At 61.7% G+C, this 15,421-nt stretch carries 10 protein-coding genes and 2 pseudogenes; 5 read left to right on the top strand and 7 right to left on the bottom strand.

What is annotated here, in order from left to right:
• Positions 1-28: 28 nt before the first annotated feature.
• From MF4836_RS27380 to MF4836_RS27365, 4 genes and pseudogenes are all read right to left on the bottom strand, one after another.
• A complete protein-coding gene (locus MF4836_RS27380) occupies positions 29-2,866 on the bottom strand; it encodes a TonB-dependent receptor (protein ID WP_078472948.1) in 2,838 nt (945 codons plus the stop codon).
• 300 nt (positions 2,867-3,166) lie between these two features.
• Positions 3,167-4,171: a FecR family protein gene (locus MF4836_RS27375; RefSeq protein ID WP_078472947.1), complete on the bottom strand. Its 1,005-nt coding sequence runs from the start codon at positions 4,169-4,171 to the stop codon at positions 3,167-3,169.
• Positions 4,172-4,292: 121 nt separating this feature from the next.
• The gene (locus MF4836_RS27370) at positions 4,293-4,805 is read right to left on the bottom strand and encodes a sigma-70 family RNA polymerase sigma factor (RefSeq protein WP_078472946.1); all 513 of its coding nucleotides are present in this window, start codon (positions 4,803-4,805) and stop codon (positions 4,293-4,295) included.
• A gap of 143 nt (positions 4,806-4,948) precedes the next feature.
• Positions 4,949-5,528 (bottom strand): annotated as a pseudogene (locus MF4836_RS27365) (LysR substrate-binding domain-containing protein); the annotation flags it as partial.
• Between MF4836_RS27365 and MF4836_RS34790 the strand changes: the two are divergent.
• A pseudogene (locus MF4836_RS34790) lies at positions 5,514-5,621 on the top strand (alpha/beta fold hydrolase); the annotation flags it as partial. The pseudogenes MF4836_RS27365 and MF4836_RS34790 overlap by 15 nt on opposite strands.
• 23 nt (positions 5,622-5,644) lie before the next feature.
• Here the strand turns inward: MF4836_RS34790 and MF4836_RS27360 are convergent.
• Genes MF4836_RS27360 through MF4836_RS27350 form a run of 3 tightly spaced genes read right to left on the bottom strand, consistent with a single transcriptional unit; the run spans position 5,645 to position 9,450 of the window.
• Positions 5,645-6,958, bottom strand: a complete 1,314-nt coding sequence (locus MF4836_RS27360; protein ID WP_078472945.1) for an NAD(P)/FAD-dependent oxidoreductase — start codon at positions 6,956-6,958, stop codon at positions 5,645-5,647.
• The gene (locus MF4836_RS27355) at positions 6,955-8,043 is read right to left on the bottom strand and encodes a polyamine ABC transporter substrate-binding protein (protein WP_078472944.1); all 1,089 of its coding nucleotides are present in this window, start codon (positions 8,041-8,043) and stop codon (positions 6,955-6,957) included. Before MF4836_RS27355 ends, MF4836_RS27360 begins: the two co-directional genes overlap by 4 nt.
• A gap of 48 nt (positions 8,044-8,091) precedes the next feature.
• Positions 8,092-9,450, bottom strand: a complete 1,359-nt coding sequence (locus tag MF4836_RS27350) for a glutamine synthetase family protein (protein ID WP_078472943.1) — start codon at positions 9,448-9,450, stop codon at positions 8,092-8,094.
• A 153-nt stretch (positions 9,451-9,603) separates the two neighbouring features.
• Between MF4836_RS27350 and MF4836_RS27345 the strand changes: the two genes are divergently transcribed.
• From MF4836_RS27345 to MF4836_RS27330, 4 genes are all read left to right on the top strand, one after another.
• The gene (locus MF4836_RS27345) at positions 9,604-10,515 is read left to right on the top strand and encodes a helix-turn-helix domain-containing protein (protein ID WP_078472942.1); all 912 of its coding nucleotides are present in this window, start codon (positions 9,604-9,606) and stop codon (positions 10,513-10,515) included.
• Between the two features lie 173 nt (positions 10,516-10,688).
• Complete coding sequence (locus MF4836_RS27340) at positions 10,689-11,129, top strand: hypothetical protein (RefSeq protein ID WP_078472941.1); 441 nt, start codon at positions 10,689-10,691, stop codon at positions 11,127-11,129.
• A 199-nt stretch (positions 11,130-11,328) separates the two neighbouring features.
• Positions 11,329-14,157, top strand: a complete 2,829-nt coding sequence (locus MF4836_RS27335) for an ATP-binding protein (RefSeq protein WP_078472940.1) — start codon at positions 11,329-11,331, stop codon at positions 14,155-14,157.
• Positions 14,147-15,337 carry an EAL domain-containing response regulator gene (locus MF4836_RS27330; protein WP_078472939.1) on the top strand — a complete coding sequence of 397 codons (1,191 nt, stop codon included), beginning with the start codon at positions 14,147-14,149 and terminating at the stop codon, positions 15,335-15,337. The genes MF4836_RS27335 and MF4836_RS27330 overlap by 11 nt, the downstream gene beginning before the upstream one ends.
• Positions 15,338-15,421 lie beyond the last annotated feature (84 nt).

Raw genomic sequence — 15,421 nt, 5'->3', positions numbered from 1 at the left:
TTCTCAAAAAGGCTTTGGCGTGGGCGAATCAGAAGCGGTAGCCGACCTCAAGCCAGTACTGGCGGCCGGTCTCGTAGGTGGTGCGGCCCCGGGAGGAGCTGACAATCGAGTTCACCTGGTCGGCGACGTTGGTCACGTCCACCGCGACGAACAGTGCCTGGTCCTTGGCGGTGGGCAGTTCCCAGTCCAGGCGCATGTCCCAGGTCGGGGCGGCATCGACCCGAGCGGTCTCGTAGACCGGCACCGGCTGATTGTTGACGGTCACTTCCCGGCCGGTGGTGATGATCTGGTTGTAGGCGCCGCGGTAGCGCAGGAAGTTGCTCCAGGTCAGGTGCAACTGCGGGATCTCGGTGATGGTGGTCATGCGTCCGGTCCAAGGACGGTTGAAGTCGGCGGCCGGCAAGTCGCTGTACTTGATCAGGTTGCCATCGAACATCACGTCGTCATCGGCCAGTTCACTGGCGTTGAAGCCTTCCTCGTAGATGCTGTAGGAATCCTGGGTACGGGACCAGTCGAAGGCCAGTTGCAGGCTGGTGCTGCTGCCGAGCAGCTTCAGCTCGCGCAGGGGGGTGATGCTCAGGGTGATGTTGTCGCTGACGCTGGACCCGGCGTTGACATAGGTGAAGTACTCGTTGGCGTAGTTGGCATCCGCATCCAGGCCCTGGGCCCGCGCGGTGGCACGGGCGATCTTGTCCTTGCCCATGCGCCGCACGTACTTCAGGCGAAAATCGGTGTCCAACCAGCGTTGGTCGAGGCCCAAGGTCAGTTCATCGTCGTAGGGGATGTCCAGGCTGCTGAATTTGCTGGTGCTGCGCTGCGGGCGCGCAACCCAGTTGGCAGTCTGCGAGTTGCGGGTGTAGGTGGTGTTGAGCGCACCCCGACCATCGGCCAGGCGATATTTGTAGATGTTGCGCCCGTAGTAGCGGTTGGCACCGAAGATCAGCACCGTGCTGCGGTCGCCGAAGAAGTCGTAATCACCGGAGAAGCGCGGAGCGATGCTCTTTTTCTCCATGTAGTCGTCGCCTTCAAAGCGCAGGCCCGGACGCAGGGTCAGCTTGCCCCAGGTGGCCTTGTCCTGGAGGAACAGGGCGTACTTGTTTTCCGTCAGCTCGATCTTGCCCGCGGCATAGGTCAGGCGCGTGATCGCATATTGGCGGGTAAAACCACCTGGCATCGGGCTCACCGAGCACAGCGGGTCGCTGCTGGCACAGCTGGTGCCGGCGTCGCGGCGAAAAGCCGTGGCCGCGGTGGCGTCATCCGGACGCTCCCAGGTTGCGACCTCATGGCTCAGGTCGATACCGGCGCTCAGGTTGTGCTCCATTTCCCCGAGTTGCATGGGGAACCAGTCGACCTTCACCGCGTAGTCGAGGCCGCGCTGGCTCTGGTTGATCGAGCCGTAGGTCCCTTCGGCGCTGCGCGGGTTGCTGCCGGTGGGGTTGCCCCAGTTCTTGTCCTGGGAGTAGTACCAGTTGATGTAGTCGTTGGATTCCGCGTCCCGAGAGCTGTTGAGGTTGGTCAGCGCCAGCTTGTGGGTCCAGGTGGCGTCGTCGGCTTGCCAGGTCGCCTTGAATGCGCCCTGGTAGCCACCGCTCTTGTTGAGGAATCCGGCGTCCTGGCGGTTGGCCACGAAGTAGTAGTTTTCCTGCGGCGCATAGGTCAGCGAGCCGTCGAGGCTCAACTGATCGTTCACGTTCCAGTAGGTCTTGACCAGGTAGTTGTCGATGCGCCGGGTCTGGTCCCTGGTGTTGTCCTGGGTCGAACTGTTGTAGCCACCGTCATACGCGTTGAGCGGAATGGTCGCGCGCTTTTGCGAGAAGTTGAGCATGGCGCCGAAGTTCTCGGTCACGTGGCCTTCGAGGGTGCCGCGTACCGTGGTCTTCTCGAACTTGGGCTGGTGCTGCTCGTCGGACGCGGTGTCGAAGGCGCTCTCGTCGCTTTCGCTGAGGTGATAGCGGGTCCATTGCGAACGGGTCATGGAGGTCGAGATTTTGCCGTGCAGTTCTTCGGTGGGTTTGCGGGTGATGGCATCGACCACACCGCCGTTGAAGCCGCCGAATTCCGCCGGCACGTTGCTGTCGTAGACCCGCAGTTCCTGAAGCAGGTCGGCGTCCAGGGCAATGCCGTGGGAGCGGCTGGGGGACGAGTCGAACTGGCGGATCGCGTTGTAATCGTGCTCGCCGGGGTCGAGGTCGTTATTGATCGAGACGCCGTCGATCATGAAGTTGTTCTGGTAGTACTTGGCGCCGTTGATGCTGATGTCCGCCGGGTCGATTTCCCCGGCAGTGTTGGAGTTTTGCTGGCTGTTGTTGAACTGCACGCTGGGGTGCATGCGCAACAGGGTGGTGATATCGCCGTTGGCGCCGGGGAAGGCCTGGATTGCCTTGCGATCGATCACCGTCTGCCCCTGGAAACTGTTCTCCGGCGGGTTGCCGAGCACAACCGTGCCTTGCAGTTCCAGCGGCGCATCGAAGGCCTGCTTGTCGCTGCGCTGGAACACCAGGCTGCCGTACTCGTAGCGCCAGCCAATGCCGCTGCCCTGGAGCAGGCGATCGAGGGCTTGTTCGCTGCTCATCTGGCCTTGCACCGGCTGCCCGTAGAGGTTGGTCAGCAGCGCGGGGTCGACGGTGACCTGGAGGCCGCTTTGCTGGCCGAAACTGATCAACGCGGCGGCCAGGCTCTGCACCGAAAGATCGAAGGTGTGACGGGTTTGCAGGATCGGCTCGCGCGCTTGCGTGGCGTCAGTGGCCTGGACAGGCTGGCTGCTGATCACCCAGCACAGACTGAGTGCGCCCAGTTGGCTGGCGTTGGTCAGATGGTTGCGCAGCGCCGTGGCCAAGCGCCGCGACGGCTGAATATTCGGTGTCATCCCGCGTCCCCGTACGGGCCTGAGCCCGCAAATCATTGAATGAGAATTGATCTCAATGTTTGTGCGAAGCAAAGGACGGGACAGCCCGAAGAATTTTCAGAAAAAAACCAAAATAATTTTCAGGTTGTGCAAATCAATGGAAAAAAGCACCGCAAGACCGGCACTGACGACCTCCCTGATCGGTAGCCGCTGCCCAGCCCGCGAGGCTACGCTTGCCCTAACAGATACCGTGAAAATTCAGGCAGATCTGCGGCGCCCTTCAAGGCCACCGCAGCCTCGTGGGCTCGGCAACGGCTACGGTTATTGCGCTTTGGATAACAGCAGCAGGTAAGGCGTCCAGCTCTCGAGTCGACCGCCATAGGGTTGGACCATGGCACGCAGCGCGGCCTGCGGGTTGGCGATGTCGTAGACCCCGGTGATGCGCCGATCCGCCAGTTGTGGATCACGCAGCACCACGGTTCCGGGCAAGTAGCGGCGCAACTGATCGACCATATCCCCAAGCCGGGCGTTGTCTGCCACCAACTGGCCGTTGCGCCAGGCCGTCATGCGTTGCGGCGGCAGGTTCTGTATCAGGGCCTGACCGCTCGCGCGGTCGAACTGCAATTGCTGGCCCAGGGTCAGGCCCGGGCTCAACAGCTGTTGCGACGCCCCCCGGCTGACCTTGACCGAGCCATGCAGCACCGCCACCGCGATGCTGCGTGACGCCAGGTCGACGTTGAATGCGGTGCCGGTGACCGTGACCTCAAGCTCCTGGGCCTGGACATGAAAGGGTTTGCTCGGATCAGGCTTGACCTCGAAGAAGGCCTGCCCCGACAGCAGGCGCACATCGCGGCGCGTCTCGGAAAAGTCCACGGCGATGGCACTGCCGCTGTCGAGCACCACCTGACTGCCGTCGGGTAATTGCAGTTCGCGACGTTCGTTTTGCGCGGTCTGGTAATCCGCTTGCAGCGTCAGGTTCAGGCGCGGGCCCAGGCCCAGCACCAGGCAGGCTGCCAGCGCACTGCCGATGGCCCAACCCAGGACCCGGCGCCGCCGTGGCCGTGATGGCGGGCTGGCCGCAGGTGTCACCGGCGCCGCGACGGACGGGGGCACCACCGGCCATTTGGCTGTGGTGCTGGGGGCCAGTTGCCCGGTCAGGCGCCAGATGCGCTCGGCCTTGCGCAGGGCTTCGGGATTTTCCGGGTCGGCCGCCTGCCACGCGCTGAACGCCGCTTGCAGGCGGGCGTCATCCGGGGCCTGGCGCGTACGCAGCAGCCAATCCAGGGCGACGTCCATGCGGGCTTGGCGAGGATCGGCTTGCGGCATGTCCGGCACGGCTCCAGAGCAGAAAAAGGGCGCAAAGGGTCGCACAGGATATGGACCCTGAGCAAAAGACGTTTGGCCGCCGGTTTTTTTCAGAGGCGGTTGCATGGCGCTGGCGCGGGGCTCAGTCATGATCGCGCTCGAGCCTTGCAGCGCAGTAGCTGAGCGCCTGGTGCACCAACTGATGCGTCAGCCCCAGGGAGATGCCCATGGCCGTGGCTACCTGCTGCAGGGTGTAGCCCCCCAGGCGATGCATCTCAAAGGCGATCCGTGTGCGCTCCGGCAATTGGGTCAGGGCCTCCATCACCTGTTGCAGCTCATCGCAACTGGCGGTTTCCTGCTCGGGGGAGGCCGCACCGGACGGCAGCTCGGCCAGCACCGCATCACTGTCGGGCTGGCGTTTCTCGGTGGCCATGCTGCGGGTCAGGTCCAGTGCCAGGTTGCGCACGATGCGGTAGAGGTAGCCCACCGGGTTGTTGATGGACAGGTTCGGCTGGTCGCGGCCGTTGAAGCGCAGCCAGGCTTCCTGAACCACATCCTCGGCGCGGGAACGACAGCCGACGATAGGGGCGGCGTAGTCCACCAGGGCGGAACGATGGGACAGATACAGGTTGAGTTTGTCAGGTGACGCATCCACGAACGCATGTGCTCAATCGCGCGGGTAGGTGCGACATGTCCTGCCCCAGAGCCGCGAATGCTACCTGTTTTCGATAATCATTATCAATTGTGAGTTGTGCCATTGCCGTGCCATTGGCTGCAAATCCCGTCGCCCAACCCACATCAACGAATAAAGCGCTTCCGTTGGCCAATTTCCCGCACCGCTTCAACCAGCGTCGCTACCGCAGGTGTGTTCTGCTCGGCGAAGGCATAGAAGCGGGCCTGGCTCATGGCTCCCAGGCCGTGCTCGGAGCCCAACTCCTGGAGTCCGTCCAGCCGTTGGCTGCGGGCAATGGGTGTCACCGCAACACCCGCCAGGGCGGCGGCGATACAGCCGGCCATGCTGCTGCTTTCAAAGGCCACACGCCATGGCCGGGCACTGCTGGCCAGTGCCGCAATGGCGGCCTCGCGGTACACGCAGGGTTCGGGAAACACCGCCAGCGGCAGGCTGGCGTCCGGTAGCAGTTTGAGCGTGCTGCTGGAGGCCCAGACCAGCGGCTCCTCCCAAAGCAATTCGCCTTCGTCATCACCCCGCGCGCATTGCTTGCCGAACACCAGGTCCAGTTGACCCAGGCGTTTGTGCTGCAGCAACTCGCTGGTGATGCCCACCTTGAGCTCGATGCTGGCGCAGGGATGGGCGCGGTTGAACGACGTGCAACACGTGTGGCAGCCAGGTACTGGCGAAGTCCTTAGCGGTCGCTATGAACGCCAGGTAGTGCCGGGTGTGGGGCATTTTCCACAGCGCGAAGCCGGGCCGGCCGTGGCCGAGGCGATTCTGCGCTTTATCAGCCACTGAGTCGCCAGGTCGGTGTCACCCCTTCAACCCAACACCTCGCGCAAGCGGTGCCAGAGCATGCCCAATGCCAGCAGCGGCGCGCGCAAGGCCGGGCCACCGGGGAAGGTCATATGCGGCACGGCACTGAAGATATCCAGGCCCTGGCTGTGGCCGGCATGGATGGCCTCGGCCAGCAGCCTGGCGGTCCAGTGGGTGACGTTGAGGCCGTGGCCGGAATAGCCCTGGGCATAAAACACGTTCGGGTACTGCGCCAGGCGCCCGACCTGGGGGAAGCGATTGGCGGTGATACCGATCTTGCCGCCCCATTGATAATCGATGCGCACCCTGGCCAGTTGCGGAAACACCTTGAGCATCTTCGGCCGCATGTACGCCGCAATATCGGCCGGATCGTGCCCTGAATAATGACAGGCACCGCCGAACAGCAGGCGGCGGTCGGCGGACAGCCGGTAATAATCGAGGCCGACCTTCTGGTCGCACAGCGCCAGGTTCTGCGGGATCAACTGCTGCGCCAAGGCCTCGTCCAGTGGCTCGGTGGCGATGATGTAGCTGCCGGCCGGCAGCACCTTGCCGCTCAGGCGTGGTTCCAGGTCATCCAGATGGGCATTGCAGGCCAGCACCAGATTGGCGGCGCGTACCGTGCCCTGGGCACAACGGATTGTCACGGATTCGCCGTGCAGCAGTTGCAGCGCCGGGCTGTTCTCGAAGATCCGCACCCCCAGGGATTCGGCCAGGCGAGCTTCGCCCAGCACCAGGTCGAGCGGGTGCAGATGCCCCGAGCCCATGTCCACCAGGCCACCGGCATACACCGACGAACCCACCACCTGGCCCATGTCCGCGGCACCGACGATGCGTGTCGCGTGGGCATAGCCCATGGCCGCCAGGCTGTCCTGCTCGGCCTGGAAGGCGGCGAACTGCGCCGGGGTGTTGGCCAATTCGCAAAACCCCCAGCGCAGGTCGCAGTCGATGCCGTGTTCGCCGACCCGTTGCCGCACCAGCTCCACCGAGTCGATGCCGGCCCGATTCAGGTAGTTGACTCCCTCTTCGCCGACGTAGCGCGCAAAGCCGCTGACGTCATGGCCGATACCGCGAATCAGCTGGCCGCCATTGCGCCCGCTGGCGCCCCAACCGATCCGCTGGCCCTCGAGCAGGATCACCGACAACCCGCGCTGGGCCAGTTCGATGGCGGTGTTGACCCCGGTAAAGCCGCCGCCGATGACGCAGACGTCGGCCTCCAGGTCCTCATTCAGCACCGGGTAGCCGGCCAAGGCCCTGGCCGAGGCCGCGTAATAGGAGCGGGCGTGCTCGGCAGGCGCCGCCCCGGTGTTTGGCTGATTCATTTGTTGGACTTCACTTTGCTCCAGGACCGGGTCATCAGACGCATGATGGCCGGCGGCTGGGTACTGGAGATGTAGAGCTTGTCCAGCACCTCCTGGGGTGGGTAAACCTCGGGGTTATTCACCAGTTCGGGGTCCATGTACTGCTTCGACGCCGGGTTGGGGTTGGCATAACCGACCGAGGCACTGACCTTGGCGATCACCTGCGGGTCCAGCAGGTAGTTGATAAAGGCGTGGGCCTCCTTGACGTTGCCAGCATCGGCGGGGATGGCCAGCAGGTCAAACCACAGGTTGCTGCCTTCCTTGGGGATCGAGTAAGCGACATTCACCCCGTTTTTCGCCTCTTTGGCCCGGTTCGCCGCCTGGAACACATCCCCCGAATAACCGAAGGCCAGGCAGATATTGCCGTTGGCCAGGTCGGACACGTACTTGGAGGAGTGGAAGTAGGTGATATACGGGCGGATCGCCAGCAGCTTGGCTTCAGCTTTCTTGTAGTCCTCGGGGTTCTCGCTGCGTGGGTCCAGGCCCAGGTAGTTGAGCACCGCCGGGAACACTTCATCGGGCGAGTCCATCATCGACACGCCGCACTGGCTGAGCTTTTTCAGGTTCTCGGGTTCGAAAAACACCGCCCACGAATCGATATGGTCGATCCCCAGCACCTGCTTGACCTTGTCGACGTTGTAGCCGATGCCGTTGGTGCCCCAGAGGTAGGGCACCGAGTGCTGGTTGCCGGGGTCGTTCTTCTCCAGCAGGGCCAGCAGTTTCGGGTCCAGGTTCGACCAGTTCGGCAGTTGTGCGCGATCCAGCTTGAGGAAGGCCCCGGCCTTGATCTGGCGCGCCAGGAAATGGTTCGACGGCACCACCACGTCATACCCGGTGCGCCCGGCCAGCAACTTGCCCTCCAGGGTCTCGTTGGAGTCGAAGACGTCGTAGATCACCTTGATTGCGGTTTTTGCCTGGAAGTCGGCGAGGGTGGTCTCGCCGATGTAGTCGGTCCAGTTGTACACGCTGACGCTCGGCTGAGCCTGGGCGCCGGCGCTGCACAGCAACGCCAGGGCCACGGGAACCACGGATTTCAATAGACGCATGTCGACACCTCTTCGAGTTGTTGTTCGATCGTGATGCAAAGCCCGCTATCAGACGCTGAGCAGCAGGAACTCCCGTTCCCAGGAGCTGATCACACGCTTGAAGTTCTCATGTTCGGCGCGCTTGACCGCGACATAGCCCTGGACGAATTTACGCCCCAGGTACTGCTCGATGGTCGGGCAGCTGTCCATGTGCGCCAGGGCATCTTCAATGGTGATCGGCAGGCGCAGGTTACGCCGCTCATAGGCCCGGCCCTGGACCGGAGCGCTGGGCTCGATGCCCTCGACCATGCCCAGGTAGCCGCACAGCAGGCTGGCGGCAATCGCCAGGTAAGGGTTGGCGTCGGCTCCCGGCAAGCGGTTTTCGACACGCATGGCCTCCGGGGTGGACGTCGGTACCCGCAGGCCGACGGTGCGGTTTTCCTCGCCCCACTCGACGTTGACCGGGGCCGAGGTGTCCGGCAGGAAGCGGCGGAACGAATTGACGTTGGGTGCGAACATCGGCAGCACCTTCGGGATGTACTTCTGCAAGCCGCCGATATGGTGCAGGAACAACGGGCTCATCCGGCCCTGGTCGTCGGCGAAGATCGGCTTGCCGGTGGCGATGTCCACCACACTCTGGTGCAGGTGCATGGCGCTGCCCGGTTCGTCGGCCACCGGCTTGGCCATGAAGGTTGCGGTGACATTGTGCTTGAGCGCCGCCTCGCGCAGGGTGCGCTTGAACACGGTGATCTGGTCGGCCAGGTCCAGGGCATCGCCGTGGCGGAAGTTGATTTCCATCTGCGCCGGGCCGTCTTCGTGGATCAACGTATCGAGGTCCAGGCCCTGAGCTTCGCACCAGTCATAGACGTCTTCGAACAGCGGGTCGAATTCGTTGGCGGCGTCGATGGAGAACGACTGCCGCCCGCTTTCGGCACGCCCCGAACGGCCCAGGGGGGCCTTGAGCGGCAGGTCCGGGTCTTCGCAGCGCTGGGTCAGGTAAAACTCCATCTCTGGCGCGACGATCGGCTGCCAGCCCTTGTCGGTGTAGAGCTGCAGGACCTTTTTCAGCACATTGCGCGGTGACAGTTCGATCGGGTTGCCGAGCTTGTCGAAGGTATCGTGGATGACGATCGCCGTCGGCTCGATCGCCCACGGCACCACATAGGTCGCCGCGGCGTCGGGGCGGCAGACCATGTCGATGTCGGCCGGGTCGAGGAGGGCGTAGTAGATGTCGTCGTCGACAAAATCCCCGGTTACCGTTTGCAACAGCACACTTTCCGGAAGGCGCATCCCGCGCTCGTTCAGGAACTTGTTGGTCGGTGCGATCTTGCCGCGGGCAATACCGGTCAGGTCGCTGACCACGCACTCTACTTCGGTAATCTTGTGATCTTTCAGCCAAGTGGACAGCTGATCGAAAGGGGCATTCATAAAAACCTCGGGGGTGGGTTGATTCGGCGCCAGGGGCTCCGGCAAGGCTTCCCCTGCAGCGCGTTGACGACTATCTTGGTCGACGCTCAAGGTTCCATCTATCCACTTTAAGCAGAACCAAAACGCACCAAACGAGTGCGTAAGGTCCCCCCGATGACAACGTGCAACGCCTTGCAAGTCCAAGCATTCAACTCCGCCGACGTGGCTGAACAGATCCGTGCCACACCCGGCTGGGTCCAGCATTACCAGCAGATGTCACCCGGGCATTTCGCCGGCCAGGTGCGCTACCTCGACCTGCAGGGGGTGGAGATCTACGAGGAATGCATGAACACCCGGGTCGAGCAGAACTTCTGCGCGCCACCGGGGGCACTGGCGTTCTGTTTCGATCGCAGCGACAACGCGCTGTACGTGCTCAATGGCGAAAGCCGCAACATCTGGATCACCCCGGAGAACTACCAGGAAGTGGCGGTGGTGTTCGGTGCCGAGTTCGTCCAGCGCCATGGCCTGAGTGTCGAGCGCCTGGAAGGGTTGTTCATGGCGCCACTCAACTCGGGGCAGAACGCGCTGTTCAGCCGCTGGCTCAGCGGCACTTTGACCCGCCTGTCCCAGACCTTCGATCCGCCGAGCAGGGAAGCCCTGACCCAGCAACTGCTCGAAGACTGCCTGTACATCCTCGACAACGCCTGCGTGCGCCTGGAGCGCGGCGCCATGCAGCGGCGTGCCGAGGAGCGTTCGATCATGAAGCGGGTCGCGGAATGGGCCGCCGATGTGCCCGAAGAGACCCTTAACCTGCTGGAACTGTCCGAGGTTGCCGGGGTTTCCCTGCGTCAGCTGCAACACACCTTCAAGACCTACACCGGCATGGCGCCAAGCCAGTGGCTGCGCTTGCGGCGGCTCAACAGCGCGCACCGCGAACTGCTTGGTCGCAGCACTGCGGACACCACCGTGGCCGAGGTCGCGATGCACTGGTCGTTCTGGCACCTGGGCCGGTTTTCCAGCAGCTACCGGGCCTTGTTCAAGGAGCTGCCGAGCGAGACCTTGAAGCGTCGGCCTGGGGCACGCTGAAAAAATCGCCAGGGCTTGTGGATTTTGGCCCATTTAAACTTCGGTTTCGACGAGTTATAGGACTGGTCTGATTTAGATCCTTTGAACTTAGGTTATATGCTCCGGCTCCCCGACTAAGCGGGGCGTTGTATCCCCATCTGGATGCATTAACTGTTCAGTAATAAGGACGTTTTATGAATGCGCTTTTAAAATGTGTAGCCTTGGCAACCGTTATTGCGGGTGCAAGTGGTTGTGTCAGCTACAACATCAGCCAGCCGTCGGCTCCGATCGACAGCGTAGTAAAAACCGACCTCAAGGCGGACGTGACAGTCGGTGAAGCCATCTCCGGTCAATCCTCGGTCAATATCCTGTTTGGTTTCCTCAAGTTCGGTGGCGACAGCGAATTTGCCGACGGCGTGGCCTATGGCGGCGACGGCGGCGGGGCCCTGGGCGGCCTGGGTTTCGACCCTGTCAGCGCAGTCAAATCGGCTGCGGCCTACAAGGCGGTCAAGGCTTCCGGCGCTGACCTGATCGTCGCTCCGCGTTATGAAGTCAGCGAAGAAAACTACTTCGTGTTCAAGAAAGTCGCGGTCACCGTGAAGGGCAATAAAGGCAATATCCGCAGTATCCGCTAAGGGTATTTGCACACCTGCATACGGCTAAAAGTGAATTGATCTGTATACATGGAACGCTCGAGTTAAATCGAGGGTGAAAAGTTCAAGGCAAGCAGTTAAATGGAATTTCCTGCTTGCTCTCGGTATTAATTTTTTGAATGGAATATAAGTTCAGGAAGAATCTTGTCTCTTGAAGCAGTGGTCTGTTTAGTGTGAATTAATGAGATTCAAACAGTTATTCCAGCCCGCCGACGCCTCCTTCTCAACGCCCAAGGCCGCCCGCAAGCTATTACGCCTTTTCGCCTTGGTGTTGCAGTTCGCTTTATTCAGTGCGCTTTACGCCTACCTCATTTCAAGTTTCGAGGACGAAGTGTCGTTGCGACGGGGTTACCTGAGCGGGTCGATCTCCGTTGCCCAGCGTTTTTTCACCGGCAATGAGGTGCTGCTGCGCAATCTGAGCCTCTCGGCAGTGCGCAATCGAGGTGTGCAAGAAACCATACCTACGGTTTCTGATGAGGAGCTGCATGTACGCCTGGGGCGCGGCGAGGTTTTCTGGAGCCTGTGGCTCACGGAGCGCAAGCTCGATTACCTGCGCCAGAACAAAATCAGCCTGCTATACGTCGAGGCCGGCTCGAAACCGCAGATCCTGCATCTGCCGGGCGCCCTCCAGGAAGAGCGGGTTGTGCCACAGTCGGTGCTGCAAAAACTCGAACAACTGACATCCCAGGGCCTGCCGCCGGAAGGCGAGCTCTGGCTGCATGACACCTCCAGTCGGGCGCCGGAGTCCGGTTCTTCGCTGTACCTGTTCAGCTTGCTCGATGAGCGTGAACCCAGCTCGGGATGGCTCGGGTTGGAGATTGAAGATGGTGATGTGCTGGCAGCCTTGAGCAGTGATCGGGTGGGTGAGTTTCTGGTGCTCAATGCCCAGGGCAACGAGGTATTCGCCAGCGCCTCGTACCCCAGCCTGAGCCAGGCGGTGTCGCAGCTGCAGGGTGACAAATATTTCGGCTTTGTCGGCCAGGGCTGGTTGCCCGACAGCATGATCATGCGCAAGCACCTGGGTTACACCGATCTACAGGTGATCTATGCCATCGATTTTCGCTCTGTATTCCTGGCATTGCGTGGACCCTTGCTGCTGGTCGTACTGTTGGGCATCGCCAGCGTGGCGGCCACCTGGCTGCTGGTGACGCGAATAGAAAAGCGCCTGATTGCCCCGGCGATCTATCGCGACAAGTCGCTGGTGGAAAGCGAAGCCTTCAGCCGCGCGGTGATCCAGACTGCTCCGGTGGCGCTCTGCGTGCTGCGCCGCATGGACGGTGCGGTGGTCCTGCAAAATCACCTGTCCGAGCAGTGGCTGGGGGCTGGAGATGTTCGCGAACAACGTCGTCAGGGGTGGATTGGTCAAGCCTTTGACAGCCCGGCGGGAGAGGGCACGGATGAGTTCGAAACCTGTGGCCGACACCTGATCCTGAGTTATTCCGCGACCCGCTACCGTGGCGAGGATGTGCTGTTTTGCGCCTTCAGCGACATCAGCGCCCATAAACAGGTGGAAGCGGCGCTGGAACATGCTCGGCAATTGGCCGACACGGCGAACGAGGCCAAGACCCAGTTCCTGGCCACCATGAGCCATGAAATCCGCACGCCACTGTATGGCGTGCTCGGCACCTTGGAGCTGCTGGCACGGACCACCCTCAATACCCAGCAGACCAACTACCTGCATGCGATCGAAGGCTCGTCATCGACCTTGCTGCAGTTGATCAGTGATGTGCTGGATGTGGCCAAGATCGAGGCCGGGCAACTGTTTCTGGAAGAGAGCGAGATCTCTACGCTCGATCTGATTCAGGAGGTCATCGAAGGCTTTTCGGCAGCTGCCATCAATAAAGGGCTGCACCTGTATGCCCAGGTCGACCCCCAGCTACCCGAGCGCTTGAAGGGTGACTTGACGCGCATCCGGCAGATTCTGAACAACCTGCTGAGCAATGCCGTGAAGTTCACTGAAAGCGGGCGAATCGTGTTACGGGTCAAGGTCGAAAGTCGCGATGACGAGCGCGTCTGCGTGCTCTGGCAGGTCTCCGATACCGGCGCGGGTATTTCCGCTGAGCACCAGCAACTGCTGTTCGCGCCGTTTTATCAAGTGGGGCACAACACCGGCATGGTCGCCGGTACAGGCCTGGGCCTGTCCATCTGCCAACGCCTGACCTCGCTGATGAATGGCAGCCTGCGTGTGGTCAGCGAGCCAGGGCTGGGCAGCAGTTTTATCTTGAAGCTGCCGCTGGAGCAGGATTTGAGTGGTGATGCTCCGACCGCCCCACGGCTGCTGCTCGAAACGGTTTACGTGGTTTCTCCGTCACGCGAGCTTGCCGAGAACATCTGCGGCTGGCTGCGTCGCTGGGGTGCCCGTGCGCAAATCGGCATTCATTCGGAGCAAGGGCTGGAAGCCTCCGCAGTCCTGGTGCAGGTGCAGGCTGGCGACCTTGAGCAACCCCGACCAGGCTTGAACATTCCGCTGGTCCAGGTGTGCGACAGAGTGAGTGTGAGCAGCGGTGATCGCAAGACCGCGTCGTGGCAGGTCAACCTCAGCAACCTGGTGGACCTGCGCCGCGCAGTCGGCCAGGCGCAAGGCAGTTACAGCCAGGCGGATGGCGCCCAGGCCGGCGCCGTGGTGTTGCCGCAACTGGGGCTGCACCTGCTGGTGGCTGAAGACAACGCAATCAGTCGGCTGATCCTCAAGGACCAGCTGGAGGAACTGGGCTGTACGGCGCAGCTCGCCGCCGACGGCCACGAAGCGCTCGCACTGTGGCACGAAGGCGCATTCGACGCGGTGCTGACCGATATCAACATGCCCAACATGAATGGCTATGAATTGGTCGCCCAACTGCGCCGGCTGGGCTGTGACCTGCCCATTATCGGGGCCACGGCCAATGCACTCAGCGATGAGCGTGAACGCTGCCTGGCGGCCGGCATGGATGAGTGTCTGATCAAGCCGTTTGGCCTGCGTGCGCTGTCCAATAATTTGCAACACAACCGGAGTAAGAGCCGTGCTTTATAACGTCCTGATCGTGGAGGACCACCCTTTCCAGTACGAGTACCTGCTGAACCTGTTCAAGGAATTCGGCGATGTACGAGTTGAAGCCGCTTGCGATGGACAGAGCGCGCTGAAACGCCTGGATGAGGTTGATTTTGACCTGGTCTTGACCGACCTGGTGATGCCCGGCATGGACGGCGTGCAATTCATTCAGCAACTGGCTTCCAGGACGTTGAAGCCGGCATTGGCAATCATGAGCTCGGCTTCCCAACGCATGATTATCAGCGCCAGCCTGGTCGCCCAAAGCCTGGGCCTCAAGGTGATAGGCCAGTTATCGAAACCGGTGCTGTCCGGCTCGGTTCATAAATTGATGAAGGAACTCGACACCTGGCTCGGGGCCAGCCGCACCCTGGATATCAGCCTGCCGGTCTTCAGCCGGGAGATGCTGCAAGAGGCATTGGCTGCCGAAGTATTGCAGGCCTGGTTTCAACCGAAAAAGTCCTTGGCCAATGGCCGCATCATCTCGGCCGAGGCATTGGCCCGCTGGCCTCATCCGCAGCATGGCTTGCTGATGCCGGCAGACTTTCTACCGGCAGTGGTGCGCTTTGGCCTGGAAGAGCCATTGCTGATGCTGTTCGTCAAACAGACGATTCTGGCCCAATCCCGTTGGCGCAAGCAGGGCTATGACATTCCGGTCTCGATCAATCTGCCTACTCATCTGCTAGACAGCGACAACCTGGCTGACCGCCTGTTCGACCTGGTGATCGAGCACGACGGCGTGCCGGGCATGATCGGTTTCGAGCTGATGGAGTGCTCCACCACCGACAACATCAGCAAGTTCTATGCGGGCGCCTGCCGCCTGAGGATGAAGGGCTTCGGCCTGGCCCAGGACGATTTCGGCCAAGGCTACAGCTCCTATTTCAATTTGGTCTCGACCCCTTTTACCGAACTGAAAATCGACCGGGCGCTGGTGCAGGGCTGTGTCGAGAACAAGAGCCTGGCCCTGGCGATTGCCAGCATCGTCGCTCTGGGCCAGCAACTGGGCCTGGAGGTCGTGGCTGAGGGCGTCGAAAGCCAGGATGAGCTGGTGCTGCTGCGCCAGCTCAAATGCGACGCCGTGCAGGGGTTCCTGATTTCCCAGGCCGTGTCATCCGATCAATTCAACACCTTGTTGAGTGAGGACGGACCTCCGGCGAGCCATTGATTACCACCCTGACGCAGAGCGTGCGCTGCCTTGTTCGCGGGGAGTGCTCCAGATGACCTTTTGTACTGCAAAGGGTTGCCGAAC

This window comes from Pseudomonas sp. MF4836, from assembly GCF_002018875.1.
Lineage (GTDB): Bacteria > Pseudomonadota > Gammaproteobacteria > Pseudomonadales > Pseudomonadaceae > Aquipseudomonas.
Note: the sequence above shows the minus strand (reverse complement) of the source record. Positions and strands in the feature narration are given on the sequence as shown.

Excerpts from the sequence above, each read along its gene's own strand:
- MF4836_RS27345 (WP_078472942.1), top strand. The coding sequence starts at position 9,604 with ATGACAACGTGCAACGCCTTGCAAGTCCAAGCATTCAACTCCGCCGAC.
- MF4836_RS27375 (WP_078472947.1), bottom strand. The coding sequence starts at position 4,171 with ATGCCGCAAGCCGATCCTCGCCAAGCCCGCATGGACGTCGCCCTGGAT.
- MF4836_RS27335 (WP_078472940.1), top strand. The coding sequence starts at position 11,329 with ATGAGATTCAAACAGTTATTCCAGCCCGCCGACGCCTCCTTCTCAACG.
- MF4836_RS27360 (WP_078472945.1), bottom strand. The coding sequence starts at position 6,958 with ATGAATCAGCCAAACACCGGGGCGGCGCCTGCCGAGCACGCCCGCTCC.
- MF4836_RS27340 (WP_078472941.1), top strand. The coding sequence starts at position 10,689 with ATGAATGCGCTTTTAAAATGTGTAGCCTTGGCAACCGTTATTGCGGGT.
- MF4836_RS27380 (WP_078472948.1), bottom strand. The coding sequence starts at position 2,866 with ATGACACCGAATATTCAGCCGTCGCGGCGCTTGGCCACGGCGCTGCGC.
- MF4836_RS27350 (WP_078472943.1), bottom strand. The coding sequence starts at position 9,450 with ATGAATGCCCCTTTCGATCAGCTGTCCACTTGGCTGAAAGATCACAAG.
- MF4836_RS27355 (WP_078472944.1), bottom strand. The coding sequence starts at position 8,043 with ATGCGTCTATTGAAATCCGTGGTTCCCGTGGCCCTGGCGTTGCTGTGC.